The 25,940-nt window shown below is 68.6% G+C and carries 21 protein-coding genes; 13 read left to right on the top strand and 8 right to left on the bottom strand.

What is annotated here, in order from left to right; all coding sequences use genetic code 11:
- Window positions 1-10: 10 nt before the first annotated feature.
- Entirely contained in the window at window positions 11-973 is a 963-nt protein-coding gene (locus tag ACIPVK_RS01625) for a M56 family metallopeptidase (protein ID WP_407610233.1), read from the bottom strand.
- A gap of 24 nt (window positions 974-997) precedes the next feature.
- Entirely contained in the window at window positions 998-1,372 is a 375-nt protein-coding gene (locus tag ACIPVK_RS01620) for a BlaI/MecI/CopY family transcriptional regulator (RefSeq protein ID WP_217389836.1), read from the bottom strand.
- Between the two features lie 202 nt (window positions 1,373-1,574).
- Between ACIPVK_RS01620 and ACIPVK_RS01615 the strand changes: the two genes are divergently transcribed.
- The 3 genes from ACIPVK_RS01615 to cydC are packed head-to-tail and all read left to right on the top strand — an operon-like array spanning window position 1,575 to window position 7,569.
- The gene (locus ACIPVK_RS01615; RefSeq protein ID WP_407610232.1) at window positions 1,575-3,149 is read left to right on the top strand and encodes a cytochrome ubiquinol oxidase subunit I; all 1,575 of its coding nucleotides are present in this window, start codon (window positions 1,575-1,577) and stop codon (window positions 3,147-3,149) included.
- Between the two features lie 30 nt (window positions 3,150-3,179).
- Window positions 3,180-4,202, top strand: coding sequence for a cytochrome d ubiquinol oxidase subunit II (gene cydB, locus ACIPVK_RS01610; protein WP_407610231.1), 1,023 nt, complete (start codon window positions 3,180-3,182; stop codon window positions 4,200-4,202).
- A 25-nt stretch (window positions 4,203-4,227) separates the two neighbouring features.
- Window positions 4,228-7,569 carry a thiol reductant ABC exporter subunit CydC gene (cydC, locus tag ACIPVK_RS01605; RefSeq protein ID WP_407610230.1) on the top strand — a complete coding sequence of 1,114 codons (3,342 nt, stop codon included), beginning with the start codon at window positions 4,228-4,230 and terminating at the stop codon, window positions 7,567-7,569.
- Window positions 7,570-7,667: 98 nt separating this feature from the next.
- On the opposite strand, the gene ACIPVK_RS01600 is transcribed toward cydC, so the two are convergent.
- Both ACIPVK_RS01600 and ACIPVK_RS01595 read right to left on the bottom strand, forming a co-directional pair.
- On the bottom strand, window positions 7,668-8,186 hold the full coding sequence (locus tag ACIPVK_RS01600; RefSeq protein ID WP_407610229.1) for a hypothetical protein: 519 nt from the start codon (window positions 8,184-8,186) through the stop codon (window positions 7,668-7,670).
- Between the two features lie 143 nt (window positions 8,187-8,329).
- Entirely contained in the window at window positions 8,330-10,987 is a 2,658-nt protein-coding gene (locus ACIPVK_RS01595; RefSeq protein WP_407610228.1) for a DNA topoisomerase (ATP-hydrolyzing) subunit A, read from the bottom strand.
- A gap of 125 nt (window positions 10,988-11,112) precedes the next feature.
- Here ACIPVK_RS01595 and ACIPVK_RS01590 point away from each other — a divergent pair, with 125 nt between their 5' ends.
- The 3 genes from ACIPVK_RS01590 (at window position 11,113) to ACIPVK_RS01580 (ending at window position 15,768) form a co-directional block, all read left to right on the top strand.
- Window positions 11,113-13,815: a GNAT family N-acetyltransferase gene (locus tag ACIPVK_RS01590; protein ID WP_407610227.1), complete on the top strand. Its 2,703-nt coding sequence runs from the start codon at window positions 11,113-11,115 to the stop codon at window positions 13,813-13,815.
- Window positions 13,816-13,890: 75 nt separating this feature from the next.
- Entirely contained in the window at window positions 13,891-14,562 is a 672-nt protein-coding gene (locus ACIPVK_RS01585; protein ID WP_407610226.1) for a DUF5998 family protein, read from the top strand.
- Between the two features lie 24 nt (window positions 14,563-14,586).
- Complete coding sequence (locus ACIPVK_RS01580) at window positions 14,587-15,768, top strand: alkaline phosphatase family protein (RefSeq protein WP_407610225.1); 1,182 nt, start codon at window positions 14,587-14,589, stop codon at window positions 15,766-15,768.
- 83 nt (window positions 15,769-15,851) lie between these two features.
- On the opposite strand, the gene sepH is transcribed toward ACIPVK_RS01580, so the two are convergent.
- Entirely contained in the window at window positions 15,852-16,946 is a 1,095-nt protein-coding gene (gene sepH, locus ACIPVK_RS01575) for a septation protein SepH (RefSeq protein WP_407610224.1), read from the bottom strand.
- A gap of 332 nt (window positions 16,947-17,278) precedes the next feature.
- On the opposite strand from sepH, the gene ACIPVK_RS01570 reads away from it, so the two are divergent.
- A complete protein-coding gene (locus tag ACIPVK_RS01570; protein ID WP_407610223.1) occupies window positions 17,279-17,587 on the top strand; it encodes a DUF4193 domain-containing protein in 309 nt (102 codons plus the stop codon).
- Between the two features lie 92 nt (window positions 17,588-17,679).
- Here the strand turns inward: ACIPVK_RS01570 and ACIPVK_RS01565 are convergent, their stop codons facing one another.
- A complete protein-coding gene (locus tag ACIPVK_RS01565; protein WP_407610222.1) occupies window positions 17,680-18,231 on the bottom strand; it encodes a DUF3093 domain-containing protein in 552 nt (183 codons plus the stop codon).
- Window positions 18,232-18,367: 136 nt separating this feature from the next.
- Here ACIPVK_RS01565 and dut point away from each other — a divergent pair, with 136 nt between their 5' ends.
- Genes dut through ACIPVK_RS01545 form a run of 4 tightly spaced genes read left to right on the top strand, consistent with a single transcriptional unit; the run spans window position 18,368 to window position 20,883 of the window.
- The gene (gene dut / locus ACIPVK_RS01560) at window positions 18,368-18,838 is read left to right on the top strand and encodes a dUTP diphosphatase (RefSeq protein WP_407610221.1); all 471 of its coding nucleotides are present in this window, start codon (window positions 18,368-18,370) and stop codon (window positions 18,836-18,838) included.
- 48 nt (window positions 18,839-18,886) lie between these two features.
- Window positions 18,887-19,690 carry a DUF3710 domain-containing protein gene (locus tag ACIPVK_RS01555; RefSeq protein WP_407610220.1) on the top strand — a complete coding sequence of 268 codons (804 nt, stop codon included), beginning with the start codon at window positions 18,887-18,889 and terminating at the stop codon, window positions 19,688-19,690.
- A 22-nt stretch (window positions 19,691-19,712) separates the two neighbouring features.
- Window positions 19,713-20,102, top strand: coding sequence for a hypothetical protein (locus tag ACIPVK_RS01550; RefSeq protein WP_407610219.1), 390 nt, complete (start codon window positions 19,713-19,715; stop codon window positions 20,100-20,102).
- A 55-nt stretch (window positions 20,103-20,157) separates the two neighbouring features.
- Entirely contained in the window at window positions 20,158-20,883 is a 726-nt protein-coding gene (locus ACIPVK_RS01545) for a DUF3159 domain-containing protein (protein WP_407610218.1), read from the top strand.
- A 43-nt stretch (window positions 20,884-20,926) separates the two neighbouring features.
- On the opposite strand, the gene ACIPVK_RS01540 is transcribed toward ACIPVK_RS01545, so the two are convergent.
- Window positions 20,927-21,598: a potassium channel family protein gene (locus ACIPVK_RS01540; protein ID WP_407610217.1), complete on the bottom strand. Its 672-nt coding sequence runs from the start codon at window positions 21,596-21,598 to the stop codon at window positions 20,927-20,929.
- On the bottom strand, window positions 21,598-22,281 hold the full coding sequence (locus ACIPVK_RS01535; RefSeq protein WP_407610216.1) for a potassium channel family protein: 684 nt from the start codon (window positions 22,279-22,281) through the stop codon (window positions 21,598-21,600). Before ACIPVK_RS01535 ends, ACIPVK_RS01540 begins: the two co-directional genes overlap by 1 nt.
- Window positions 22,282-22,439: 158 nt before the next feature.
- Between ACIPVK_RS01535 and ACIPVK_RS01530 the strand changes: the two genes are divergently transcribed.
- Window positions 22,440-24,488: an APC family permease gene (locus tag ACIPVK_RS01530; protein ID WP_407610215.1), complete on the top strand. Its 2,049-nt coding sequence runs from the start codon at window positions 22,440-22,442 to the stop codon at window positions 24,486-24,488.
- Window positions 24,485-25,837, top strand: coding sequence for a class I SAM-dependent RNA methyltransferase (locus ACIPVK_RS01525; protein WP_407610214.1), 1,353 nt, complete (start codon window positions 24,485-24,487; stop codon window positions 25,835-25,837). Before ACIPVK_RS01530 ends, ACIPVK_RS01525 begins: the two co-directional genes overlap by 4 nt.
- Window positions 25,838-25,940: the final 103 nt, after the last annotated feature.

Below are 25,940 nucleotides of genomic sequence, written 5' to 3'. Positions count from 1 at the left end.
GTCGGCAGGATCAGCTGAAGAGCCCTGGTGCCACCAGCATGGTGGTGGGCAAGGCCAGGAGCAGCACCGCGGCCGTGAGGATCAGCGCGCGGACCATGGCGGACAACGGTGGCTGGGGAGTTAGCAGCCGCCTGAGGCGGTGCGACGAAAGCTCCTCGGTCGGTGCGCCGCCGGTACCGGCCGCGGGAAGGGCTGCGGCGCCTCGTTCGGACGGTTCGCCCAGGGCGCCGGTGGCGACGGTCAGCAGGGCGCGCAGCAAGACGGGTGCGGTCACCACGCGAAGGGCGGCGTCGTCGGCGAGCATCTCCACCAGCTCCTGGACCGCGGCCAGCGAGTGCTTCGCGGTGGGAAGCCAGGGCAGGGCGTCGTTCCAGGAGGTAAAGGCCAGCAGCAACAGGTCGTGGCGTTGCTCCAGATGTGATTTTTCGTGGGCCAGGACGGCTCGCAGCTCATCCTCGTTCAACCGCTGGACCAGGCCCCGCGAGAGTACCGTGACCGAACCGGTGAAGCTCGGCAGGCAATACGCGACGGGGATTTCGTGGTCCAGCACCAGGGTCCCGGGATTGGCGGCGGATTCCTCGCTCAGCAGCGAAAGGATGTGGCGGTGTCGTGCCCGCTGGCGGGTGATGCGCCAGGCGGCCCTGATCAACGTGAGGACCAGGTGGAATCCCAGCAGTGCCGCGGTGCTCAACGCAAAGACATGGATGGTTCCCGGGGATTGGGCGTCCGGGTCACCGAGCACGAGCCTTGCTCCGCCCTCCAGGGCACCGAGCAGCGAATTGCCCAGCGGGTCAAGGCCCCAAAAAAGCATCGCGCCAATCATTGAAAGTCCGCCGGCCAGCGCGATGGCCTGCCATACGACCATGGCGGCAAAGGGGGAGCGGGCCGTCCACTGGGCGCGCGAAAGCGCGACGGGTATCGGCCAGGCCAGAAGAATGGCCAGCCCCGCCAGGAGATAGGACGTCAACAGCACGTTCGGTGACCGTGCCGATCGTCGCTAGGCGTTACGTGGTGTATCGAGGAGCAGGCGCAAGGACTGTGCTTCCTCGGCGGAAATCCCGCCGATGAAGCGAGCCAGCACGGCTTCGCGATCCAGCACGGTACCCAGGGCTTCGTTCATGAGGGACACGGTGTGATCCTCGCGGCTGGTCACCGACGTGTAGCGGTGCGGGCGGATGTCGCGTTCACGCGCCACCAGGCCCTTCTTCTCCAGTCGGGCCAGCACCGTCAGGACGGTGGTCACGGCAAGTTCCTTGCCCTCGACGTCGCCGGGCGCTGCCAACTGGTCGCGGAGTTCATTGGCCGTGAGCGGGGATTCGGCATCCCAAAGGAGTTCCATTACTGCGCGTTCAAGGTCGCCAAGAGTGGCCAATCTTATTTCCTTACAAAGTAATCCAGGCCCATGCAGCTAACGCAAGGGCCGACGGTCATCGCCGTGGGCGAATCCCGTTGAGTCCAGTTTACCGTGTCGGGGCCAAATGTTCTACAGTGGGTAGAAACGAGTTCTACGGTTCGTAGAACTCGGACCGCGGGGCGGACACGACGCCGCGAATCAATGCATTGAAGGGTTTGGCATGGATGCACTGGAAATTGCCAGATGGCAATTTGGTATCACCACCGTTTATCACTTCCTGATGGTTCCATTGACCATCGGTCTGGGCCTCGTGGTGGCAATCATGCAAACCGCGTGGCACCGCACCGGCAAGGACGAATACCTCCGCATGACGAAGTTCTGGGGGAAGCTCTTCCTCATCAACTTCATCATGGGAGTGGCCACCGGCATCGTCCAGGAATTCCAGTTCGGCATGGCCTGGAGCGAATACAGCCGCTTCGTCGGCGACGTCTTCGGCGCACCCCTGGCCATGGAAGCGCTGCTGGCGTTCTTCCTCGAATCCGTCCTCCTCGGGCTGTGGATCTTCGGCTGGGACCGCCTGCCCAAGCGCATCCACCTGGCCACCATCTGGATTGCCACGCTGGCCAGCATCCTCTCGGCCTACTTCATCCTCGTGGCGAACTCCTGGATGCAGCACCCCGTCGGCACCGAAATCGTCAACGGTCGCGCCATCATGGTCGATGCCTGGGCGGTCTTCACCAACAACACCGCCCTGGTCACCTTCCCGCACACCATCTTCGGTGCATTTGCCGTTGCCGGAGGATTCCTCTTGGGAATCTCCTGGTACCACCTCTACAAGCGCCGCCAGGCGGGCATCGACACCGTGGACGCCGCCGGCAAGGTCATCGTGGGGGAGTCGGGCACCCTGGGAAAGAACCGCGACAAGGTCGATTACCAGGTCTGGATCAAGTCCCTGCGCATCGGCGCCGTCGTGGCCATGGTTTCCTTCCTGGGGGTTTCCCTTTCCGGCCATGCCCAGGCCCAACTCATGATCCAGCAACAGCCGATGAAGATGGCCGCGGCCGAGGCGGCCTGCCACGACGGCACCGGATTCTCGCTCCTGTCCGTCGGCGACCTTCGCGGCGGCGGCGCAACCACCTGCGACGACGTCGTCGGAGTCTTCGAAATTCCGGGGCTGCTCTCCTTCCTCGCACACGATAACTTCACCACCGAGGTCAAGGGCGTCAACACCCTGCTGCCCGAATACCAGGAAAAGTACGGCACCCACCTCCCGAACGACCCCATGTACGGGGATCGCGCCGGATCCGAAATCAACTACCTGCCGGTCATGGAGGTCACCTACTGGGGCTTCCGCCTGATGATCACCCTGGGCGGACTCGCGGCGGTTGCCGCCGCGGTGGCCCTCTGGCTGACCCGCAAGGGAACCGTGCCGCACAGCAAATGGATCTCCCGCCTCGCCGTCCTCGGAATCCTGGCGCCCTTCGGCGGAAACGCCGCCGGATGGATCTTCACCGAAATGGGCCGCCAGCCCTTCGTCGTGGCACCCAACCCCAGCTTCGAAGGCATCGACCAGGTGTTCATGTACACCGCCGCCGCGGTCTCCCCGGGGGTGAGCGCGGGGGAGATGCTCTTCTCGCTGATCGCCCTGACCTCGATCTACGCGTTCCTGCTGGTCGTCGAGGTCGTCCTGCTCACCCGCTACGTCCGCGGCGGCATCGGCTCGGCCATGCCCGAACTCCATGACCACCCCGAGGACGGCGACAAGGACAGCGACGTGCTGTCCTTCGCCTACTGACCAGCCGACCAACGAGTTAGGACACTTTTCGTGGAATTCCTTCCCACCTTGTGGTTCATCCTGATAGCCGTGCTCTGGGGCGGCTACCTCTTCCTCGAGGGCTTCGACCTGGGCGTCGGCATGCTCATGAAGACCTTCGCCAAGAACGAAAAGCAGCGCCGCGTGCTGCTGAACACCGTCGGCCCGGTCTGGGACGGCAACGAGGTGTGGCTGGTCACCGCCGGGGCAGCGACCTTCGCCGCGTTCCCGTACTGGTACGCCTCGCTCTTCTCGACCCTCTACCTTCCGCTGACGCTGGTGCTCGTGGCCCTGATCTTCCGGGCCGTGGCATTCGAATACCGCGGCAAGGCCCACACCGCCGCGGTGCGAAACGCCTGGGACTGGGCCATCTTCCTGGGATCCTTCGTCGCGGCCTTCGGCGTCGGGGCGATGCTCGCCCTGAGTACCACCGGGTTGCCGCTGAACGCCAACGGCGACCGCGTGGGCGGACCCTTCGCCTGGTTCAACATGTACGCCGTGCTGGGCGGCTTCGCGGTCGTGGCATTCTGCCTCATCCACGCGCTGGCCTTCCTGGGCCTGAAGACCGACGGCGACATCCGGGTCCGGGCTGCCCGGCTCGTGGCCCGCTGGTTGCCCGCCGCCCTGGCGCCGCTGGCCGCCTGGGCCGTTGCCGTGGTGCTGCTGAACCACAGCGTGGTCGCCCTGGCGCCGCTGGGGTTGGCCGTGTGTGCGCTGGCGTTCGCCTGGCTCCAGGCCCGCAAGAACCGCGAGGGCCTGGTCTTCATCGGCCTGGGCGTCTTCCTGCTGGCCGGGGTTGCGGCGATCTTCACCGCGGCGTACCCCAACGTCCTGCCCTCCACCCTTGACGCGGCCTTCAACCTGACGGTGTCCAACGCATCCTCGACCCCCTACACGCTCAAGCTCATGAGCATCGTGGCGGCGTTCGGGCTGCCGCTGGTCCTGGCCTACCAGGGATGGACCTACTGGGTGTTCCGCAAGCGCGTCACCGAGGCGCACATCCCCGAGGCACACACCGTGACCTCGATCGTCTAACCGGTTCCAGGAGAAGAGACCCACCGTGAAACCCGTTCTTCCCGCCGGGACCGGCTCCCGGAAGGCCCTGGCCCTGCTGGCCGGCCTCGCCGCCGTCAAGGCCGTGGGCCTGGTCCTGGTCGCCGACGCCCTGGCCACGGGCATCAGCCAACTGGCGGCCGGAACCGGCCTGGATGGCCAGCGGCTGCTGGTGCTCGGCCTGGGCGGGACGGTCCTGCGGGCCGCGGCGGTGTGGGCCACAGAATTCGCCGCCCACCGGGCAGGGCTCGGGGCCAAGGAGCGCCTGCGTTCCCGGCTCCTGGCCGCGGGCCTTCGCGGGCGCGTGGCCGGCACCGACCCCGGGCACGGCGCGCTGGCCGCACTGGCCAGCCGCGGACTCGACGGCCTGGACAACTACTACACCAAGTACCTGCCCGCGCTGGTCGCGGCCATGGTCATCCCGGTCGTGGTCGGGGTGCGGATCCTGGTCGCGGACTGGGTCTCCGCACTGGTCGTGGTGCTGACCGTCCCGCTGGTGCCGGTGTTCATGGTCCTGATCGGGCTGCACACCCAGGACCGGGTCAAGGCCGCGGCCGCCGGACTGGACCGGCTCTCGAACCAGCTGCTGGAACTGGCCCAGGGGCTGCCCGCCCTCATCGGCCTGCGCCGGGCGGAGGGCAAGGGCCGCGCCCTGGCCAAGGTCTCCGAGGACTACCGCGCCTCCAGCATGAAGACGCTGCGCACAGCGTTCCTCTCCGGGCTCGCGCTGGAACTCATCGCCACCATCTCGGTGGCGGTGGTTGCCGTCTTCATCGGCGTGCGCCTGGTCTACGGGCACATGGACCTGGAGGCCGGGCTGGTGGCCTTGATCCTGGCCCCCGAATGCTACCTGCCGCTGCGCGCCCTGGGGGCGGCCTTCCATTCCTCGGAGGACGGGGTCGAGGCCCTGGAACGCAGCGAGGCGTTCATCGGTGACCCGACGGCCGGGGAACGCGACGCCGGGCACCGGGCGCCCGCCAACGCCTCCCACGCGCTGTCGATCCACGGCCTTTCGATCCGGCACGCCCGGCGCACCGCCCCGGTGCTTTCCGGGCTGGACCTGGACCTGCAGGCCGGAGCGGTCCACGTGCTGGACGCCGCCAGCGGCAGCGGAAAAACCACGCTGCTGCAGGCGATCCTCGGGCAGCTTGGGCCGGGCGCCGAAACCGGCGGGGAGATCCGCGTGGACCTGGACCGCACCGCCTTCATCTCCCAGCACCCGCGGTTCACCGAGCCCACCGTGGCGCAGGAAATCCGGCTGCACGCCGGGGAACGGCTGTCCGGGCAGATGCTGCGGGCCGTGCTGGAGGACGCGAACATCGGGCACCTGGCGGAACGGAACCTGGTCGACTGCAGCCCCGGCGAGCTGCGCCGCCTCGCCGTGGCCCGGGTGCTCGCCAAGGTCGCGGCCGATCCGCGGATCAACCTGGTGCTGGCCGACGAGCCGACCGCGCACCTTGACGAGGAATCCGCCTCCCGCATCCGGCGCGCCCTGCGTGGGCTGCGCGGGCAGTGCGCGCTGCTGGTGGCCACCCACGACCGTGCCCTGGCCGCCATGCTGCGGGATCCTCACGCCGTCGGGCAACCGGCCGCCGAAAACCGGCCGTCGCCCACGCTTTCCGCGTCCCCGGCCGCACCCCGGGAACAGCGGGCCCCGGGCCCGGGCCCGCGTGGCGCGCACTGGCGGCTGCTGGGCTCCATGCCGTGGTTCCGCAACGGGATGGTTCCGGGACTGGCGCTGGCCGCGGCCGCGGCGATCTTCGGCGCCGGGTTGACCGGGATCTCCGGCTGGCTGATTGTCACAGCGAGCCACCAACCCCCGATGCTGCACCTGATGGTCGCCATCGTGGGCGTGCGTGCCTTCGGCATCGGACGGGCGGTGCTGCGCTACGCCGAACAACTGCGCGTGCACGACGCGGTCATGGGCTTCGCCTCGACCCTGCGCCAACGCCTCTGGGACGCGCTGGTCGCCCAACCGCACAGCTGGGGCCGGCTCACCCGCTCGGGCGCGGCCCTGGGACACCTGGTGGCCGAGGTCGACGAGGTGCGCGACGCCGTGCCCCGGGTCTTGGTGCCGCCGGTGGCAGGGATCGCCACCTGGATAGCCGTCACCGTAGGGATCGGCTTCTGGGCACCCGCCGCCCTGCCGCTGGCGCTCGGGCTGGGCGTTGCCGCCTTCCTGCTGCTGCCGCTGGCGGTCCTTGCGGTGGAAAAGCACAGCACCGTGGAAACCAGCAAGCATCGCATGTGGCTGGGAGCCAGGGTGCCCACGCTGCTGCGCGCGGCCGGCGACCTTCGTGCCAACGCGGCCGCCGAACGCGCCCTGGCGGAGTTTTCCGCCGCAGACGCCAGGGCCACGGGGTCGCTGCGTGCCGCGGCGCGCGGTGCCGGACTGGCCCAGGGCGGTGCGGTGCTGCTCTCCTCGCTGGCATCCGTGCTGGCCGTGGGGCTGGTGGGAAGCGGCGGAGAGGCAGCGGCGGTTGCCGGCCTGCTGCTGTTGGCCCTGGGCGAGCCCATCGCGAACACCGCCACCTCGGTGCAGCAGCTGCCGCAGCTGAACGACGTGCTTCGGCGCGTGTCGGGCAACCTCGCGGGGGAGCAGCCCACGTCCTCCGACTTTGATGTCGAGGCACCGCCCGAGGCAGCGCCTGCCGTGGTCCCGGCTGCCCGGATGGGCATCCGCCTGCGCGATGCCAGTGCCGGTTGGGAACCGGGTGTGCCGGTCTTCGAACACGCAAACGTGGAGGTCTTATCCGGAAGCTGGGTGGGCCTGACCGGTCCCTCGGGTTCAGGGAAATCCACGATGCTCGCCACCTTCCTCGGTGCCCTGGCACCGTTGGCCGGCAGCCTGCAAGTCACGCACGGCCAGGACAGATGGGTCGATGCAACTGCGGCCGATTTGGCCGCGGTGACCTGGTGCCCGCAGGAGGCCCACCTCTTTGACTCCTCGGTCCGTTCCAACCTGGGGTTGGGTCGCGAACTCGATGACCAGCCCACCGACGGTGAACTGCAAAAGGTGCTCGAACAGCTCGGCCTGGCACCGTGGCTCAAGACCCTGCCCGGCGGGTTGGATGAACGCATCGGCTCGGGCGGGCACCATCTCTCCGGCGGGCAGCGCCAACGCCTGGCCGTGGCCCGCGCCCTGGTCGCGCGGTCCAAGGTGCTCCTGCTCGACGAGCCGACCGCCCACCTGGGCGCCGACGAAGCCGTCGAATTGATGGCGGACCTGCGCGGGGCACTGCGCGACTGCGCGGTATTGGTCGTTACCCACGATGCCGCCGTCGCGGCCCTGGCCGACCACGTCGTGGACCTGGACGAGCTGAAGTGCCGGGTGCCGGCGGGGGCCTGATCGCCGGCCCCGAACAGCCACGGGCCGGTTATTACGGGCTGGCGGTCCATCTTGCCGGAGACCCGGGTGTTGCCCGCGGCAACTGCGCTTTCATGCGGCTACTTGCCGGCGGCGTTGCGGGACTCGAGGGCGGCCACGATCGGAGACACGTCAAAGGTCCTTGGGTTCAGCTCGATCACCACGCCGTGAATGCTCCAAACCTTGAGGTAGGTCAGGATCCCTCGACGCATGTAGACGTACCGCTCGATGTCGTCGTATCGGATTGTTCGGACGTAGCGGAAGGCGGTGCGGAGGACGACTTCATCTTCTCGGATGATGACGTACCAGTTGGCGTAGATGAACACCAGGAATGATCCCGCAAGGAACAACACGATTCCGCAGACCCGCATCGGCAGGGCGTCGCCGGACTCCAAGGAACTCGACGACGACGTGAGGATGAGCAACAGTCCGACCAGCAGCACCATCCAGCCGACCACCGGAACGATTTTCGGCTGTCGGATCGCCTCCTTGATCTTCTTGTCCTTGTTTGGCCAGCGTTTTGACGACCATCCGATGAACCTGACCAGGGCAAAAACGGCTATTCCGATCCCGATGTAGAACCAGACCTTTTCCGACATGCCAACCTCTTTCGTGGTGGGGAAGAATCATGCAATGCACGATGATACGCGCAGGGCCCGGCACGGCGAACGCAAGTGCCGCCCCCGTCCCCTGGACCAGGAGCGGGGGCGGCGCTTGCCGTGGCTGTTGCCCGTGTGTGGTGTTAGCCGTCCAGCAGCGAGTCCTGGATGGCGACCCGGCGGGAGGCCTCGACCTCGACCACTCCGGAATCGGCAAAGGGCAAGCTGTCCTCGGTCGGCGCGACCAGCGGCGCACGCTTGGAGGTGCCGGGCAACGGCAATTGCCCACCCGGTGCCGACTCGGCATCCGTTTCCGTCCCCTCGGCCACCGGGGTGCCGCCGAGCAGGTCGATGCCCTGGGCCAGCGGGACGCCGGAGCCGTCGCGCTTGGCATACTCGGTGGGCAGGGCCCGCACCACGCCCGCCGCGGAGGACGCCCGGGCCGGTCCGGCGCCTGCAAACGCCAGCTCCAGGTGGTCCTCGCCCTTCAGGAAGCGGTGTGCCCGCACCCCGCCGGTGGCCCTGCCCTTGACCGGGTACTCGGCGAAGTCGGTGACCTTCACCGAATGCGAGGCGGTGCCTGGCAGCGTGTTGGACCCCGTGGCAATCGAGACGAAGACCGGTGCCTGGGCATCGGCCTCCACCACGCCGAAGAAGATCACCTGGTCGTCGGCGCCCAACTTGATGCCGGCCATGCCGCCGGCGGTGCGGCCCTGGGGGCGAACCGCGGAGGCGGCAAAGCGCAGCAGCTGCGCACCCTTGGTGGCGAAGACCAGGTCGGCGTCGTCGGCTCCCACCGCGGCGCCCACCACGGTGTCCTTGTCCTTGAGCGTGATGGCCTCCCACTCGTCACGGTTCAACGGGTAGTCCGGGCTCAGCCGCTTGACCACGCCGTTTGCCGTGCCCAGCGCCACGACCGCATCCAGCGGCACCAGTGCGACCATCTTCTCGCCCTTGGCCAGCTGGGCGAACTCGTCGACCTTCACCCCGCCGGTCAGCTGCGGGAAACCGTGGGCCGGGGGCAGCAGCGGCAGGTCCACGACCTGCAGGCGCAGCATCCGCCCGGTGGAGGTGATCCCGCCGATCTCGCCGCGGGCGCTGGTCGCCACCACGGAGGCCAGCACGTCGTGCTTGACCCGGGCCCCGGCGCCGTCCAGCGGTTCGGCCGAGGCGGTGCGGGCGACCTGGCCGGTGGCCGAGAGCAGCACCCGGCAGGGGTCGTCGGCGATCTCCAGGCTCAGCGGCGCGGCCTTGCCGGTGCCCGTGACGGCGGGCATCGACGTGCCCTTCAGCGGGGCGCCGGACTCGGATTCCAGCAGCACCGTGCGGCGCGGGGTGGCGAACTTCTCGGCCATCTCCGCCAGCTCGCCGGAGACCAGCTCGCGCAGCAGCGCATCGGAGTCCAGGATTGCCCGCAACTCCTCGATGGCGGCGCGCAGTTCCTCGGCCTCCCTTTCCAGTTCCAGCCTGGAGAACTTGGTCAGCTGGCGCAGGCGCAGCTCGAGGATGTGGTTGGCCTGCAGCTCGGAGAGGTCGTAGATGGTCATCAGGCGCTCGCGGGCCTGGGCCGTCTCGTCCGAGGACCGGATGATGGCGATGACCTCGTCGATGTCGACGATCGCGATGAGCAGGCCCTCGACCAGGTGCAGCCGGTCGAGCTTCTTCGCCAGCCGGTAGCTGGTGCGCCGGCGCACCACCAGCAGGCGGTGCTCGACGTAGACGGTGAGCAGTTCCAGCAGCCCCATGGTGCGCGGCTGGCCCTCGACCAGGGCAACGTTGTTGATGCCGAAGGAATCCTCCATCGGGGTGAACTTGTACAGCTGGGACAGCACCGCGTTGGGGTTGAAGCCGTTCTTCAGCTCGATGACCAGGCGCAGGCCGTGGTTGCGGTCGGTGAGGTCGACCACGTCGGCGATGCCGGTGAGCTTCTTGGCGTTGACCGCGTCCTTGATCTTCTCGATGACCTTTTCCGGGCCGACCATGTAGGGCAGCTCGGTGACCACCAGGCCCTGGCGGCGGGCGGTGATCTGCTCCAGCTCCACCTTGGCGCGGGTCTTGAAGGTGCCGCGTCCGGTGCGGTAGGCGTCGCGGATGCCGTCCAGGCCCACGATCTTGCCGCCGGTGGGCATGTCCGGGCCCGGGACGAACTTCATGATGGCGGCCAGGTCGGCATCCGGGTGGGCAATCAGGTGCAGGGCCGCGGCGATGACCTCGCCGAGGTTGTGCGGGGCCATGTTGGTGGCCATGCCCACGGCGATGCCGGTGGTGCCGTTGACCAGGAGGTTCGGGAACGCGGCGGGGAGCACCGAGGGCTGCATGAACTGGTTGTCGTAGTTCGGGACGAAGTCCACGACGTCCTCGTCGAGGTTGGCGGTCATCGCCACGGCCGAGGCGTCCAGCCGCGCCTCGGTGTAACGCGGGGCCGCAGGTCCGTCGTCCAGCGAGCCGAAGTTTCCGTGCCCGTCGATCAGCGGCAGGCGCAGCGCGAAGCCCTGGCTCATGCGCACCATCGCGTCGTAGATCGCGGTGTCGCCGTGCGGGTGCAGCTTGCCCATGACCTCGCCGACCACGCGGGCGCTCTTCACATGCCCCTTGTCCGGGCGCAGGCCCATCTCGGACATCATGAAGAGGATGCGTCGCTGCACCGGCTTGAGCCCGTCGCGGGCATCGGGCAGGGCGCGGGAGTAGATCACCGAATAGGCGTACTCCAGGAAGGATCCCTCCATCTCCTTGGTCACATCGATGTCTACGATGTGCTCCACGAAGTCTGCGGGCAGTGGTTCGGGCTTTTTGCGCGCCATATTTGGTGTGAATCCTCGATTCGGTACTGATGCCCGGCCTTGGGCAAGGTCGGGTTTCGTCTCATGCTGCGGTTCCGGCGCGTCGATCCAAGTGCTCTTCGGACGCCGACCGCTAGGCTAAGCCTATGGTGGATGGTCGTAAACCCGGTGAATATCCGTCCCATTGGGAAGCAGACGTTGTCCTGCGAAACGGATCCACGGCACATCTACGCCCGATTCAACCAAGCGACGCCGACAATTTGCAAAAAATGCACCGCGGGCAATCCGAGGCGTCGGTCTACATGCGCTATTTTACTTACAAATCCTCGCTCACCGCCAAAGAGCTCAAGCGCTTCACCGAGGTCAACCACGTCGACCGGGTCGCCTTCGTGGTCATCCGCGGCGAGGACATCATCGGGGTGGGGCGCTACGACCGGCTCGATGACCCCGTCGACGCCGAGGTCGCCTTCAACATCTCCGACGCCTACCAGGGCATGGGCGTGGGCTCGATCCTGCTCGAGCACCTGGCCGCCGCGGCAAGGGAAAACGACATCGAGCGCTTCTCCGCCGAGGTGCTGCCCGAGAACCGGAAGATGCTCACGGTCTTCGCCGAGGCCGGCTACGCGGTCAAGCGGCACTTCGACGAGGGCGTGGTGATGCTCGAATTCCCCATCGACCCCACGGAGAAGTCCCGGGCGGTGATGGAATCGCGCGAGCACCGCGCCGAGGCCAAGTCGCTGGCCGGGCTGCTGGCCCCCGCCTCCATCGCGGTCATCGGCGCCAGCCGCGAATGGGGGACCGTCGGGCACACGCTGCTGCACAACATCATCGAGGGCGGATTCACCGGAGCGGTCTACGGGGTCAACCCGCAGGCCTTCGAGCTCGGCGGGATGCGGAGCTACGCCACGCTGGCCGAGGTCCCCGGCCCCATCGACCTCGCCGTCCTCGCCGTGCCGCAGGAGCAGATCCACCAAGTCATCGAGCAGTGCGCACGCGCCGGGGTCAAGGGGCTGTTGATCGCCACCGGCGGCTTCGAAAAGGACGGCGAGGCGGGGCTTGCGCGCCAACGCGAGCTGGTGCGCCTGGCCCGGGGAAACGGCATGCGCGTGATCGGCCCGGCATCCCTGGGCCTGGTGAACACCGCCGAAGGCACGTCCATGAACGCCTCGATGGCCCCCGGCATGCCCAAGCACGGCAGTCTGGGGCTTTTCAGCCAGTCCGCCGCCATCGGGGTGCTGCTGTACGCGGCCTCGGTGCGCCGCGGAGTCGGGGTCTCCTCGATCGTCTCGGCCGGGAACCGCGCGGACGTCTCGGGCAACGACGCCATGCAGTTCTGGGAAGACGACCCCGGCACCGGCGCGGTGGGCCTGTACCTGGAATCCTTCGGCAACCCGCGCAAGTTCTCCCGCATCGCCCGCCGGCTCTCGCGCTCCAAGCCCGTCATCGTGGCCAAGTCCGATGTCATGGGCCTGCGCCTGCCCCCGGGCCACGCCGTGCGCACCACCCAGGCGCCCACCGCCGCCGTGGATGCGATGCTGCGCCAATCCGGGGTGATCCGGGTGCGCACCAACGAGGAATTGATGGAAATCGCGCAGGTCGTTGCCTCCCAGCCGCTTCCCGCCGGCAACGGGTTGGCCGTGCTCTCCAACTCCGACGCGCTGGCCTCCGTGGTGGCGGACGCGGCGGGGCAGAACCACCTCGAGGTAGTGGTGTCGGATGCCGGGATCATGCTGGAGGACGGCCAGTCGCGCGCCCTGCCCCGCCTGTCCGCCGCCCTGCAACGGGCCCTGGAAAACCCCGGGGTGCATTGCGCCATCGTCACCCTGATGCCCACCCCGGGGCTGGGCACCTCGGCGCTGGCCGCCTGCATCCGCGAGGTGGCCGAGACGGCCGGGAAAACCGTCGTTGCCGTCTTCCCCGGCATCATCGATGCCGCGGGCCGGGCCGATGGCCTCATCGATGCCGGGACTGACCAGGAAGGAAACGCCCGCGAGCTGCCCTGCTACTCCAGCCCGGGAGTGGCGGTGAACGCGCTTGCCGCCGTCGTGCGCTACGCAACGTGGCGCTCACGCGAACAAGGCGAGGTCGTGGAGCCGGCCGGCATCGACGTGTCGGCGGCCGAGGACTTCATCGAGGACGCGTTGGCCACGGTGCAGGGAGTCGACCTGTTGCGCCTGCCCAAGTCCAAGGCGGCGCAGTTGCTGGGCCACTACGGGATCCGGGTGCTGGAATCGGCGCGCTTCGACACGGCCGAGGAAGCGGTGGCCGCCGCGACGCGGCTCGGCTTCCCCGTCGCGCTGAAGGCCCGCGACGAGCACCTGCGCCACCGGCTGGACCTGGGCGGGGTCAGGCTGAACATCACCGACGAGGCGTCCCTGCGCTCGAACATCGGGCACATGCGCGAGGTCCTGGCCCCGTACGCGGCCAGCGACCTGGAGGTCCAGCCCATGGCCCCCGCCGGCCAGGGCTGCGTGATCCGAGCCGTCGAGGACCCGCTGCTGGGGCCGGTGGTCTCCTTCGGCCTGGCCGGAGACGCGGTGAACCTGCTTGACGACTGGGCGCACGGCACCCCGCCGCTGACCAACACCGATTTGTCCGACTTGGTGGGCGCCCCCCGGGCTGCGGCGCGCCTGCGCGGCTACCAGGGACTGCCCGCCGTGGACCTGGGCGCCCTGGAAGACCTGCTGAACCGCGTGGCCACGCTGAAGGACAACCACCCGGAGGTGTCCCTGCTGGAAATCAACCCGGTCATGGCCACCGCCAACGGCACCACGGTGCTTGCGGTCGAGCTGTGGCTGGGAAATCCCGAGCAGCGCACCGATTCGGCACGCCGTGCCATGAGCCGCTGACGGGGGCACCCGGCCGGCGGCTGTGCGCACGGCCCGCGGGATCTGTCGATTCGCGCCCTTCGGTAGACTAAGGGAATGACCCCCCTTTCTTCGGCCACGGGCCCAGACCTGCAAGCTGACCTCAACCGTGCCGGGTTCTACCCCAAAATGGTTGCCGACATCATCGACGAGGCACTCGACGGCCGGGAGACAGGCGCCCACCTGGTGCACCTGGAAACCCACTTCGACCAGCACGAGGTCCACCGCCACATCACCGTGCTGGTGCTGGCCGAGGACGTGCTGTTGGTCACCCACGTCGATGACCAGCAGCTGGACGAGAAGGGCAAGGAAGTCATGGCCCAGGTCTCCACCGAGTTGGTCCAGCTGTCCAAGGTCACCACCGTGGCCACCAGCTACGTCTACCACCAGCCGCAGAACTACCGCACCGGCGACATGGTCAAGGAACTGACCCTAGGCATCGCCTGGGCCGGAGCCCAGCGCATCGACCTGGCCCCGGCCGGCTGTGCCGACCCCGCCTGCGACGCCGACCACGGCTACACCGGAACCTCCCAGCAGGAGGACCTGGTGCTGCGCGTGAGCGCCGAGGCCGACGGCGTCAAGGCCGTGACAGCCGCCCGCAGCTTCGCCAAGTCCATGCGCCGCGCCTCGGCCCCCCGCGGCACCGAGGCCCGGACCGCACCGGCACCGGCCGCCGAGGTGCGCGGACGCGTCTCTTCGCGCTTCGGACGAAACACCCACCAGGGCTAAGGCCACAAGGGAGAACACGGCCTCGTGGCAACCAGCACCCGCAGAACCCCGGCCACCGCTTTGCCGGCGGCCCCGCCCTACGGCAGCAAGACCATCGCCGAATTGCTGCCCAGCGCCGCGGCGGCCCTGGGCATCGAGGGCTTCGAGAACCCCCTGGGGCTCCCGAGGGCCAACCGCATCGCCGTGGTGATGGTCGACGGGCTGGGCAAGGCCCTGCTCAAGGCGCGCGGGGGACATGCCCCGTTCCTGCGCAAGCTCATGGAAAACTCGCAGACCCTGCTCGCGTCCTTCCCCTCCACCACCGCGGCCTCCCTCGCCTCCCTGGGCACCGGCCTGCCACCCGGGCAACACGGGGTGGTGGGCTACGACGCCGTGGATCCGGCGCGCCGCCGCGTGGTGAACCAGCTGGGCGGCTGGCCCAAGGACCTGGACCCGACCTCCTGGCAGCCGCACCAAACCGTGTTCGAACAGGTGGCGGCCGCCGGGGTGCACACCGCCACGGTGTCGCTGTCCCAGTTCAAGGATTCGGCGCTGACCCGGGCTGCGTTGCGCGGCCCGGATTTCACGGCTGCGGAGTCCCCGCACGCGCGGGTGCGCGCGACCTGCGAGATCCTCGCGGCGAACCCCCGTGCCCTGGTGTACTGCTACTTCAACGAGCTGGACAAGGCCGGACACCGCTACGGCAAGGACTCGGCGCAATGGGGCAACGCGCTCGAGGACCTGGACTCGGTCATGCGCACCCTGGCCGCCCGGGTCCCGGCCGGCACCCTGCTGCTGCTGACCGCCGACCACGGGATGGTCGACGTGGACGAGAAATGGCGGATCGACTACTCCGAGTTCCCGGAGCTCGTGGACGGGGTCGAACTGACCGCCGGCGAGCCGCGGGGAGTGCAATTGCATTTCCATGCCCAGACCCCGCCGGCGCAGCGCGAGGCGGTGGCCGAGGCCTGGCGGGAACGCTTCGGCGCCAAGGCCTGGGTCCTCGGCCGCGACGAGGCCATCGACCTGGGGCTGTTCGGCCCCGTTGCGGACCACGTGCGCGAGCGCATCGGGGACCTGCTCATCCTGGCCGCGGAGGACATTGCATTCCTCGACGGCCGGCGGGTCAAGCCCGCGGCATTCACCATGATCGGCCAGCACGGCTCGCTCACGCGCGCCGAGTGCGAGGTCCCGTTGCTGACCCTGGTGCGCCCCGCCGGGAAGTAGGGGGCAACGGCGAAGGCCCGGTTTTTGGCAGGAATCCTTGCCAAAAACCGGGCCTTTCCCGTGGGCGGAATGCCCGAAGGGGATCAGTCGTTGTTGTTGCGCCGCCCGAAGACGATCTCGTCCCAGCTGGGCACCGAGGACCTCTTGGCCTTCTTCTTGCCGCCGGCCTCGTCGTCATTGGCGGCGGGTTCGGAATCCCCGGCCTCGTCGCCGGATTCCGGGGCATCCGGGCGCAGGTTGGGCACCAGCGAGATGGACGTGGTGCGGGTGCTGACTCCGTCATAGAGCCTGGGCAGCCCGTCGTCCTGCGGCTTCGGGCCGGCCAGGCGCGGATCGTCCTCGGGGTGCGGGGAGCGGGAAAGCATCGCGGCCAGGGCGTCGTCGCCCTCCTCGTCGAGCCCCAGGCGCTGCCCGCGGCGGGCGCTGAGCGCGTCCAGGAGCTGTTCGGAGTCGGCCACGGCGGCCTCGAAGTCGACGTCGTCCCCGTCGGCCTCGACGTCAAAGGGGTCATCGGCGACGGCGGTCAGCCGGCGGGCGCCCACGGGCGCGTCGAGCGGTTCAAGTTCGCTGAGGACCTGGGCCCAGCGGTTCGCGTTTTGCAGCGACTTGCGGTTGGGGTGGAAGGACCACCGGGCCGCGGATTCCTCGGCGCCCGCGTCAAGGGCGATGCTCGCGTCCGTTTCGGGCAGGTCGAAGGTGGCCACGACGTCCCAGGAACCATCGGCCGCACGCCAGGCGTCCCAGGCGAGGGACTCGCCGTCGATGCCCAGGGAGTGGACGCGGTAGGCGACCATCTCGCCGAGGTTGGCCGGCTCCTCGCCGAAGATGCTGCGGTAGCCGTCATGGGTCTGCGGGGCCGAGACCTCCACATTGCGTGCCTGGGAGGCGATGTATTCGCGCTCGGCCAACACCGGGCCCTCGTAGCGCATGATGCGCTCCAGGGACATGCCGGAAATGGCCGCCACTTCCTCCGCCGTGGCGCCGGAACGGATCCGGGCCTGGATGTCGCGGGGCGACAACGGCGCGGCCTGCGCCTCCGAACGATCGGCCCGGGCTGCTCGAGTCAATGCACTGCGCAGCGCTTCATCGACGGGCAACACAAAACTGTTCCCGTCCTCGCTGCTCAGGTGCAGGCTCTCACCGTTCTCGTGGATTCCCACCAGTCGGAGTTGACGCATGACTATCCTCCACAAACCGTCGTGTTATGACTAAAACTCTGCCACCTGCAGGGTCAATTACCTAAGAGGTGCATTGGTGTGGCGCGGACCGGCTTCATGATTATTCCCACGGGGATGCGCAAAAATCGGTAAAAGCGGGTAAAAAATCCCGTCTTTGCACCCGAAGGTGCAATGATGAACAGTCGGTTCCCGGCCGGGCACAAAAATGCGTCATTCTGCGTTGAATCATAAGCGCATCCAAACGCGTGGGTTGACCAGGGGGCCGGAACCGGAACCCGGGGCGACCCGATACGAACAACAGCTTGAACCAAGCGGAGTGTGAAGCAGCAATTATGGCAACCGACTACGATGCACCTCGGAAGCATGCCGAAGAGGACGAGAAGCCCGAGGCCCTGCCCGAGCTGAAGGCCCAGCGCAACACCAACACCAACGCCTCGAACCTCATCGACGAAGACGAGGCGGCCCTGGCCGACAGCTATGAGCTGCCCGGTGCCGACCTCTCCGGCGAAGAACTTGCGGTCATGGTGATGCCCGCGCAGGCGGACGAGTTCACCTGTGCCTCCTGTTTCCTGGTGCGGCACCGCTCGCAGATCGCCCTGGAAAGGGACGGCCTGCTCTTCTGCACCGACTGCGAGGGCTGAGGCACAGCGCAACGCCCGCCACCGGAAACGCCCCTTGAAAGCGGGCGGAGGCCGGTGGCGGGCGTTTTTCGCAACTTTCGGGGCGCTAGGGCCTATGCGGTGCCGGGCTCGTCGGCGATGTCGGGGGAGCTGCCTGCCTCTGCTTCGCTGGTTTCCACCGGTTCGCGGTACTGCACCATGACTCCGCCGAGGGCCGCGGTGAGCTCCTCGGGCCGGCGGGTCGAGGCCAGCCAATACGGGGTGGAGTCGCGCTCGTCGGTGATCTGGATCCGGACCACCGGGTCGATCCAGCCGCGGATGCACATGAAGGCGATCCCGTTCAGGCCCGGGCCGCGTTGGTGGTAGGCGGCCGCCCCGCGGTAGCCGGTGACGTCTCCGATGAATTCGCGTTCAATCGTGGCACGGCCCACGCGCACGGTGTCCTGGCCCACCTCGATCGTGGGGGTGCTCATGACCAGGGCAAAGGCGATCAGGCCCAGGGCGATGATCCCGGCAACGACTCCCCAGCCGACGCCCACCGGCATGAATGCGACGGCGGCGGTGCCGCCCAGGCCCAGCGTCACGAGCCAGATCCACCAGGACGGCCACAGCTTTTCTCTAAAGTGGGCAGGGGCGGGGTGCATTGGTGAAGGGTTCTCGGCCATACCCACAAGCATAGGCGGTTGGGTGTCTCTTCCCGGCCAGCGCAGGGGAGCGCGAGGGACTAGAGTTAACGGGGAACGCCCGAGGCCGTGCAGCGGCCCGAACCTCAATCCCGAACCCCCTGGAGTGGAAAAATACATGTCCGAATCGAGAGTCGATATCGCCCTGAAAATGCTTGACCCGGACCTGCCGGTTCCGAGCTATGCACACGAGGGCGATGCGGGAGCCGATCTCTGCGCCCGCGAGGACGTGACGCTGGCGCCGGGGCAGCGGTCCCTGGTTCCCACCGGTGTCTCCCTGGCATTGCCGCTGGGCTACGTGGGGCTGATCCACCCGCGGTCGGGCCTGGCCACCAAGCACGGCCTGACCGTGGTCAATGCGCCGGGAACCGTGGACGCCGGGTACCGTGGTGAGTTGAAGGTCACGTTGTTGAACACGGATGCAACCACCCCGATCGTGCTCAAGCGCGGGGACCGCATCGCCCAGCTGGTGATCCAGAAGGTCGAGCGGGCCCACTTCGTCCAGGTCCAGGACCTTGACGACTCCGCGCGCGGCGCCGGCGGCTTTGGCTCCACCGGTGGTTTCGAAACCGCCAACAGCAGCCACTAGGCCCTTCCACCGAAATCTCACGGTCGATACAGCAAGAAAGCAACTGCCATGATTTTCAAGCGTAAGAAGAAGGCCGTCGCCGAAGCGCAGCCCGAGCAGACCATCGCAGGACTCAACGCCGCGGCCTCCGACGAGGCCAGGCAAGCGGCGGGGGAGACCCCGGCAGACGCCCCCGAGGCTGCGGCGCAGGGCGGCCCCGCTGCCGCGGCCGATTCCGCGCCCACGGCAGCGGCAGCGGCACGCACCGAGGGGCCCTTTGACGGGGACGACTTCGAGGACCGCGACGGCTACCTGGACCTGGGGGCACTGCTGATCAAGCCGGTCCCCGGATTGCAGCTGCGCCTCGAGGTCGAGGAGTCCACGCAGCGCGTCATTGCCGTTGCCCTGGAAATCGGCGGCTCGCGCATGCAGCTCCAGGTGTTCGCCGCACCCAAGTCAGATGACCTGTGGCCGGGCATCTCCACCCAGATCGCCACCGGAATCGCGGACCAGGGCGGGGAAACCGAAATGGTCCCCGGCCGCTTCGGCAACGAATTGCTGGCCCGCGTCCCGCAGACCGCCCCCGACGGACGCCAGGGCCACGTGGCCCTGCGCTTCCTGGGCGTCGACGGGCCTCGCTGGTTCCTCCGCGCCGTCATCGGCGGTGCAGCACTGACCGACACGACCGAGTCCAAGACCATGGAAGACGCCCTGGCGCAGGTCGTGGTGGTGCGCGGCGACACGCCGATGCCGCCGACCGAGCTGTTGCCGCTCACGGTGCCCTCCGGTGCGCTGGCCCGTCCCGATGCGGCCGACCAGGCCCCCGGCACCGAGCGTCCCGAACGCGGTCCGGAAATCACGCAGATCGGCTGATTCGGTGCCCAAGGACAAGCCGGTGAAGACCAAGCGGTCGCAGTCGTCCCGGGTCGAAGCCATCAAGCAGCCCGGCGAACCCGCGGGCGCCGGCATCCAGCGCCTCGCGTCCCTGGCCGAGCTTCCGGCGCGCGGGCGCATCTCCCACCGCGGCTACGTCGAATCCATGACGATCCTGCCCCGGGCCCAGGCCCCCTCCTTCACCGTGACGGTCGTTGACCATCCGGCGCCGCCGGGGGGCCGCCGGAGCGCGGTGCCGCACCTGCGCCTGGTCTTCGTGGGGCAGCGACGGGTCCCGGGACTCGTGGCCGGCTCCCGGATCAGCTACGAGGGCATGGTTGCGCCGCTTGACTCGGTGCCCACGGTCTTCAACCCGCGCTACGAGATCCTGCCCGAACGCACGGCCCGCTAGCGCCACGCACCGCCCCCATCCCGCCCACGAGCAGCCCCAAGGACAACGGATCGCAATGAGCGAGCAGAACGAAGAAACGCCCCGGCCGCAGCAGAACGGTCCCGGCGCCGAGGATGTGGCCCGGCGCATCGGCGCCAACGCCGGCATCGAACGCCGCCACGACGGGCAGATCGACGTGCTCAAGACCATCGGCGGGGTGCGCGGGCTCATCGAGTCGCTGCTCCCGGGCCTGGTCTTCCTGGTGATCTTCACCCTGTGGCAGCAGCTGAACACGGCCCTGATCGCCTCGGTCGCCGTGGCCCTGGTGTTCACGGTGCTGCGCCTGGTGCGCCGCGGGACGCTCACCCAGGCGTTGACCGGCCTGGCCGGCGTGGCGATCTGCGCGATCTTCTCCCGGGTCACCGGGGAGGCGAAGGACTACTACGTCCCCGGCTTCTACACGAACCTGGCCTACGGCGGCGCGCTGGTCGTCTCCATCGCGGTCCGTTGGCCGCTGATGGGCGTGATCTTCGGATTCATCCGCTCGGAAAACATGCAGTGGCGGGCAAACAAGCTCCGTGCCCGCCAATACGCGTGGGCGACGTGGATCGTGGTGGCGGTCTTTGCCGCCCGGCTGGCGGTCCAGGTGCCGCTGTACTTCGCCGACAATGTCCCGGCCCTGGGCGCTGCGCGCCTGGCCATGGGAGTGCCGCTCTATGCGGCGGGACTGTGGGTCGCCTGGATGATCTCCCGGCCGCAGAAGGAAGCGACCGGCGGGCCGAGGCCCGGAACGGTCGCCTAGCCGGCCTAATCCGGGGCCCGCCCCGGCTCACGGCCCGAAGCGGCTAGTAATCGATGCGCGAGTCGCGCAGCACGGTGCGAAGCTGGTCCTCGGCCACGATCGTGGTCACGAAGAACAGCTCGTCCCCGCCCTCGATGACGTCGTCCTGGCTGGGCGCCAGCGGCACGTCGTCGCGCAGGATCGCCACGACCGTGGCCTCGGTGGGCCACGGCACCGAGCCGATGGTGCGCCCGATCATCGTCGAGTCATGCGGCACGGTGAACTCCACCATCGAGACCACCCCGGACTGCAGCGTCATCAGGCGCACCAGGTCGCCGATCTCCACCGCCTCCTCGACCAGGGCCGTCATCAGCCGCGGGGTGCTCACCGCGACGTCGACGCCCCAGGCGTCGTCGAACATCCAGTCGTTCTTCGGGTTGTTCACCCGGCCCACGGTGCGCCCGACGCCGAATTCGCTCTTGGCCAGCAGGGAAACCACCAGGTTGACCTTGTCGTCGCCCGTGGCGGAGACCACCACGTCGACCTCCTCGAGCTTGGCTTCCTTGAGCACAGAAAGTTCGCAGGCGTCCCCGAACAGCCAGCGGGCGCCCTGCACCCCGGCGCGCGAGACGACCTCGGGCTTCTCGTCGATGAGCAGCACCTCGTGCCCGTGGCTGATCAATTCCTTGGCGATGGAGCTGCCCACCGACCCTGCTCCGGCAATCATGACCTTCATTACGTGTTTTGCTCCGTGGTTGGTTTGGGTGCGACCGAGAGGATCTTCTGGATGTCCTTGTCGGCGTTGACCGGCATCATGGCGTGGACGATGTCGCCCTGCTGCAGGCGCATGCCGGGCACCGGCAGCACGCCCTCGCCAAAGCGCGAGAGGTAGGCGATGCGGATCGGGGCCGCGGCCTCGAGCTCCTCGAGCCCGTAGCCGAACCAGCCCTCGTGGATGTTCACCTCGCCGAGGATCAGCCGGCCGGAGGCCTCGCGGTAGTCCCCGTGGAGCGAGTGCTCGGGCAGGATCCGGCGCAGCACCTGGTCCGAGCTCCAGCGCACCGCCGCGACCGTCGGGATGCCCAGGCGCTGGTAGATCTCGGCCCGTCCCGGGTCGTAGATCCGGGCCACGACGTGCGGGACGTGGTAGGTCTCGCGGGCCACCCGGGTGGCCAGGATGTTGGAGTTGTCGCCGCTGGAGACCGCGGCGAAGGCGTAGGCCTCGGAGATGTTGGCCCGCTCCAGGGTTTCCCTGTCGAATCCGACACCGGAGACCTTCAGGCCGGAGAAGTTGCGGCGCAGACGGCGGAAAGCGCGGTCGTCCTGGTCGATGATCGCCACCGAGTGCCCGGCGTCGTCGAGCGTGTGGGCCAGGGTCACGCCCACCCGTCCGCAACCCATGATGACGAAGTGCGCCATGATCCATCCTTTGTGTTCCCACCAAGTGCCCGCGGTGCTCCGCGGCACGGTTCGTACACCAGTGTTTCACGATTCGCCTCCCCGATGCGGGATTGTTCACGTCGCCCCCGACGGTGTGGTGTATGACAGGTGCGGGCAAAGGGGGCTAGCTTTGGATCGTGCTTTCATTCCTCGACGCCTTGAAGCGGATTCTGGTGGGGCGCCCCTTCAGGACCGAGCGCCTGAAGCAGGCCCCGCTGCGCAAGCGCCTTGCGCTGCCCATTTTCTCCGCCTCCGCGCTCTCCTCCATCGCCTACGCGCCCGACGAGGTCATACTCACCCTGGCGCTGGCCGGGCTGGGCGCCATGGCCTTCTCGCCCTCGGTGGGCCTGGCCATCATGGTCGTCATGCTGGTCATCATCGCCTCCTACCGCCAGTCGGTGAAGGCCTACCCCTCCGGCGGCGGCGACTACGAGATCGCCTCCGTCAACCTCGGCCCGCGGGCCGGGACGACGGTGGCCGCCGCCCTGCTGGTCGACTTCGTGCTGACCGTGGCCGTGTCGATTTCCTCGGCCTCGCACTACGTGGTCGCCGCGTTCCCCGCGATGGCCGGGAGCCAGGCGTGGATCGCCACGGCCGGCGTCGTGGTCCTGACGGTGCTGAACCTGCGCGGGCGGGGCCGGTCCAAGATCGGCAATGCCGCTCCCGTCTACCTTTTCATCGGTGTGGTCCTGGTGATGCTGGCCGCCGGCGGGATCCTGGCCGCCACCGGCACCCTGGGCACCGCCCCGAGCGCAGGCTTCGAGGTCGTCCCGGACCCGAACTACCCGCACGGGCTCACGGGCCTGGCCGGGGCGCTGCTGGTGCTGCGCGCCTTCTCCACCGGGTCCGCCGCGCTGACCGGCGTCGAGGTGCCGATCTCCAACGTGCACACGCTGGCCGCGCCCAAGGCCCGCAACGCGGCGATCGTGCTGTTGCTGCTGGGCCTCATTGCCGGCGCGCTGACGCTGGGGACCATGTACCTGGCCCGCGCCGCGCAGGTCCACGTGGTCGAGGACCCCGCCACCGGCCTGAGCCTGGACGGCGGGCCGATTCCCGCGGACTACATCCAGCATCCGGTCCTCGGGCAGCTGGCCGAGGCGATCTTCGGGCCCCAGTCCATCGGCCTGTACCTGGTGCTGGGGCTGACGGTCGCGGTGCTGCTGCTGGCCTCGCACACCTCCTTCAATTCCTTCCCCAACCTCGCCTCGCACCTGGCCACCGACGGCTACCTGCCCCGGCAGCTGCGCACCCGCGGCGACAGGCTCGGCTTCTCCAACGGCATCCTGGCCCTGGCCATTGCCGCCATCGTGCTCATCTGGGTGTTCGACGCCCACGTGCCGACCCTGATCCAGCTCTACGTGGTGGGCGTGTTCGTGTCCTTCACCCTGAGCCAGCTGGGCATGATCAGGCACTGGGGCCGCGAACTGGCCCAGACCCCCGCCAAGCGGGTGCGCGCCCGCATCCACCGCTCGCGCCTGCTGAACCTCGCGGGGTTTGCGCTCACCGCCGCGGTGCTGGTCATCGTGCTGGGCACCCGGCTGGTCCACGGCGCGTGGCTGGCGGTGCTGGGCATCGCGGTGCTGTTCCTCATGATGGACTCGCTGCACCGGCACTACGTGCAGGTCGATGCGGAACTGGCCATCGGCGCCGAGGACTCGGCCACCGCCCTGCCGGCCCGGGTCCACGCCCTGGTGCTGGTTTCCACGCTGCGCAAGCCGGTGCTGCGCGCGGTGGCCTTCGCCCGCGCCGCACGTCCCTCGAAGCTCGATGCGATCGTGGTGGACGCGGACTCGGAGCGCACCGAGGCGACCCTGAAGCAGTGGGAGGCGCTGGGCATCCCGGTGCCGATCACGGTGCTGGCCTCCCCGTACCGGGAGGTCTCCGCGCCGCTGATCGAGCACATCCGCTCGATCAAGCGTGATTCACCGCGGGACTTGATTGTCGTCTACATCCCCGAATACGTGGTGGGACGCTGGTGGGAGCAGCTGGTGCACAACCAGACCGCCATGCGCATCAAGAACCGCCTGCACTACGAGCCAGGGGTCGTGGTGGCCTCGGTGCCGTGGCGCCTGGCCTCCTCCGACGTCTCGACATTCCTGGGACCCACCGAGGAGGGCTCGGCCGGCGCACAGTCCAAGACACACTCAACAACAACCCCGATTTCCAAGCCGAAAGACATGCCATGAGCACGCAAGAACACATCCTGAAGGTGCGCCTGGACGCGCCTGCCCACGGCGGCCACACCGTCGCCCGCCACGAGGGTCGGGTGATCTTCGTACGCCACGGCATCCCGGGCGAGCTGGTGTCGGTTGCCGTGCGCGACGAAGGCGAGAAGGCCCGCTTCTGGCGCGGCGACGTCGTCGAGGTCCACGAGGCCTCCGAACACCGGGTGCCGCACTTCTGGTCCCAGGCAGACTCCCTGCAGGCTGCCTCACGCGGCGTGCTGCCGGTGGGCGGGGCCGAATTCGGCCACATCTCCCTGGACGCCCAGCGCGGCATCAAGGGACAGATCTTCGTCGAGCAGATGCAGCGCCTGGGCGGCATCGACGTGGCCGAACACGGCTTCACCGAGGTGCGCGCCCCGGAGGGCGAGGCGGCGGACGGATTGGGCTGGCGCACGCGCACGGCCTTCGCGGTGGATTCCAAGGGCCGGCTGGCCATGAGCCCCTTCCGCTCCAACGACCTGGTCCCCGTCCACGACATGCCGCTGGCCCACGCCCGGATCAACGAACTGGAGCTCTGGAAGCTGCCGCTGGCCGGCATCGGCCGCATCGAGGTTGCCGTGGGCTCGGGCGGGGAGCCCGGGGTCCTGGTGCTCTTCATCGAGGACGGCACCGTCGCCGGGGCCGCCGGGCGCGCCGCCAAGCGCCTGCCCGAGGGCATCAGCGCCGCGGCGCTGACCCAGGTCGGCGGTTCCGCGGCCGACGGGCGCGGTGCGCTGCAGCGGCTGCGCGGGCGGACCTGGCTTTCCGAATCCGTGGCCGGGCGCGACTACCGCATCACCGGCGAGGGTTTCTGGCAGATCCACCGGCTGGCCCCCGAGGCGCTGGTCCAGCGGGTCATGGGCCAGCTGGCGCCGGCCTACGGGGAGCGCATTGCCGACCTCTACGCCGGTGCCGGGCTGTTCAGCGCCCCGCTGGCCCAGGCCGTGGGCGATGACGGGATGGTGCTGTCCATCGAGGGTGCGCCGGGCACCAGCAAGGATGCGCTGAAGAATTTGCGTGAGTTCCCGCAGGCGGTCATTTCCCAGGGGCGTGTCGAGAAAACCTTGTCGAAGGAATTGAACACGCGCAAGGCCAAACTGGATTCGATTGTGCTTGACCCACCGCGCACCGGTGCCGGCAAGGCGGCCGTTTCGGCGATGGTTCGTTCGGGCGCCAAAAAGATCTCCTATGTTTCGTGCGATCCTGCATCGTTTGCCCGCGACACGGCCGATCTCATGGCCTCGGGGTTCCGCTTGGACCAGGTCGAGGTATTGGACCTTTACCCGCACACGCACCACATGGAGACCGTGGGTATGTTCGTCCGCCGCTAAGCGATGATGTGACTCCGCTCGGCCCGAAAATGTCGGGTTGGCGGGGTCCAATGGGCGGCGGGGGATAGACTGTCTATAGCTCTGCCGCAATAAACCACAAGCC

The organism is Paeniglutamicibacter sp. MACA_103 (genome assembly GCF_045798555.1).
Classification (GTDB): Bacteria; Actinomycetota; Actinomycetes; order Actinomycetales; family Micrococcaceae; genus Paeniglutamicibacter.
The sequence above is the reverse complement of the archived record's forward strand: the minus strand, read 5'-3'. Positions and strand labels throughout refer to the sequence as shown.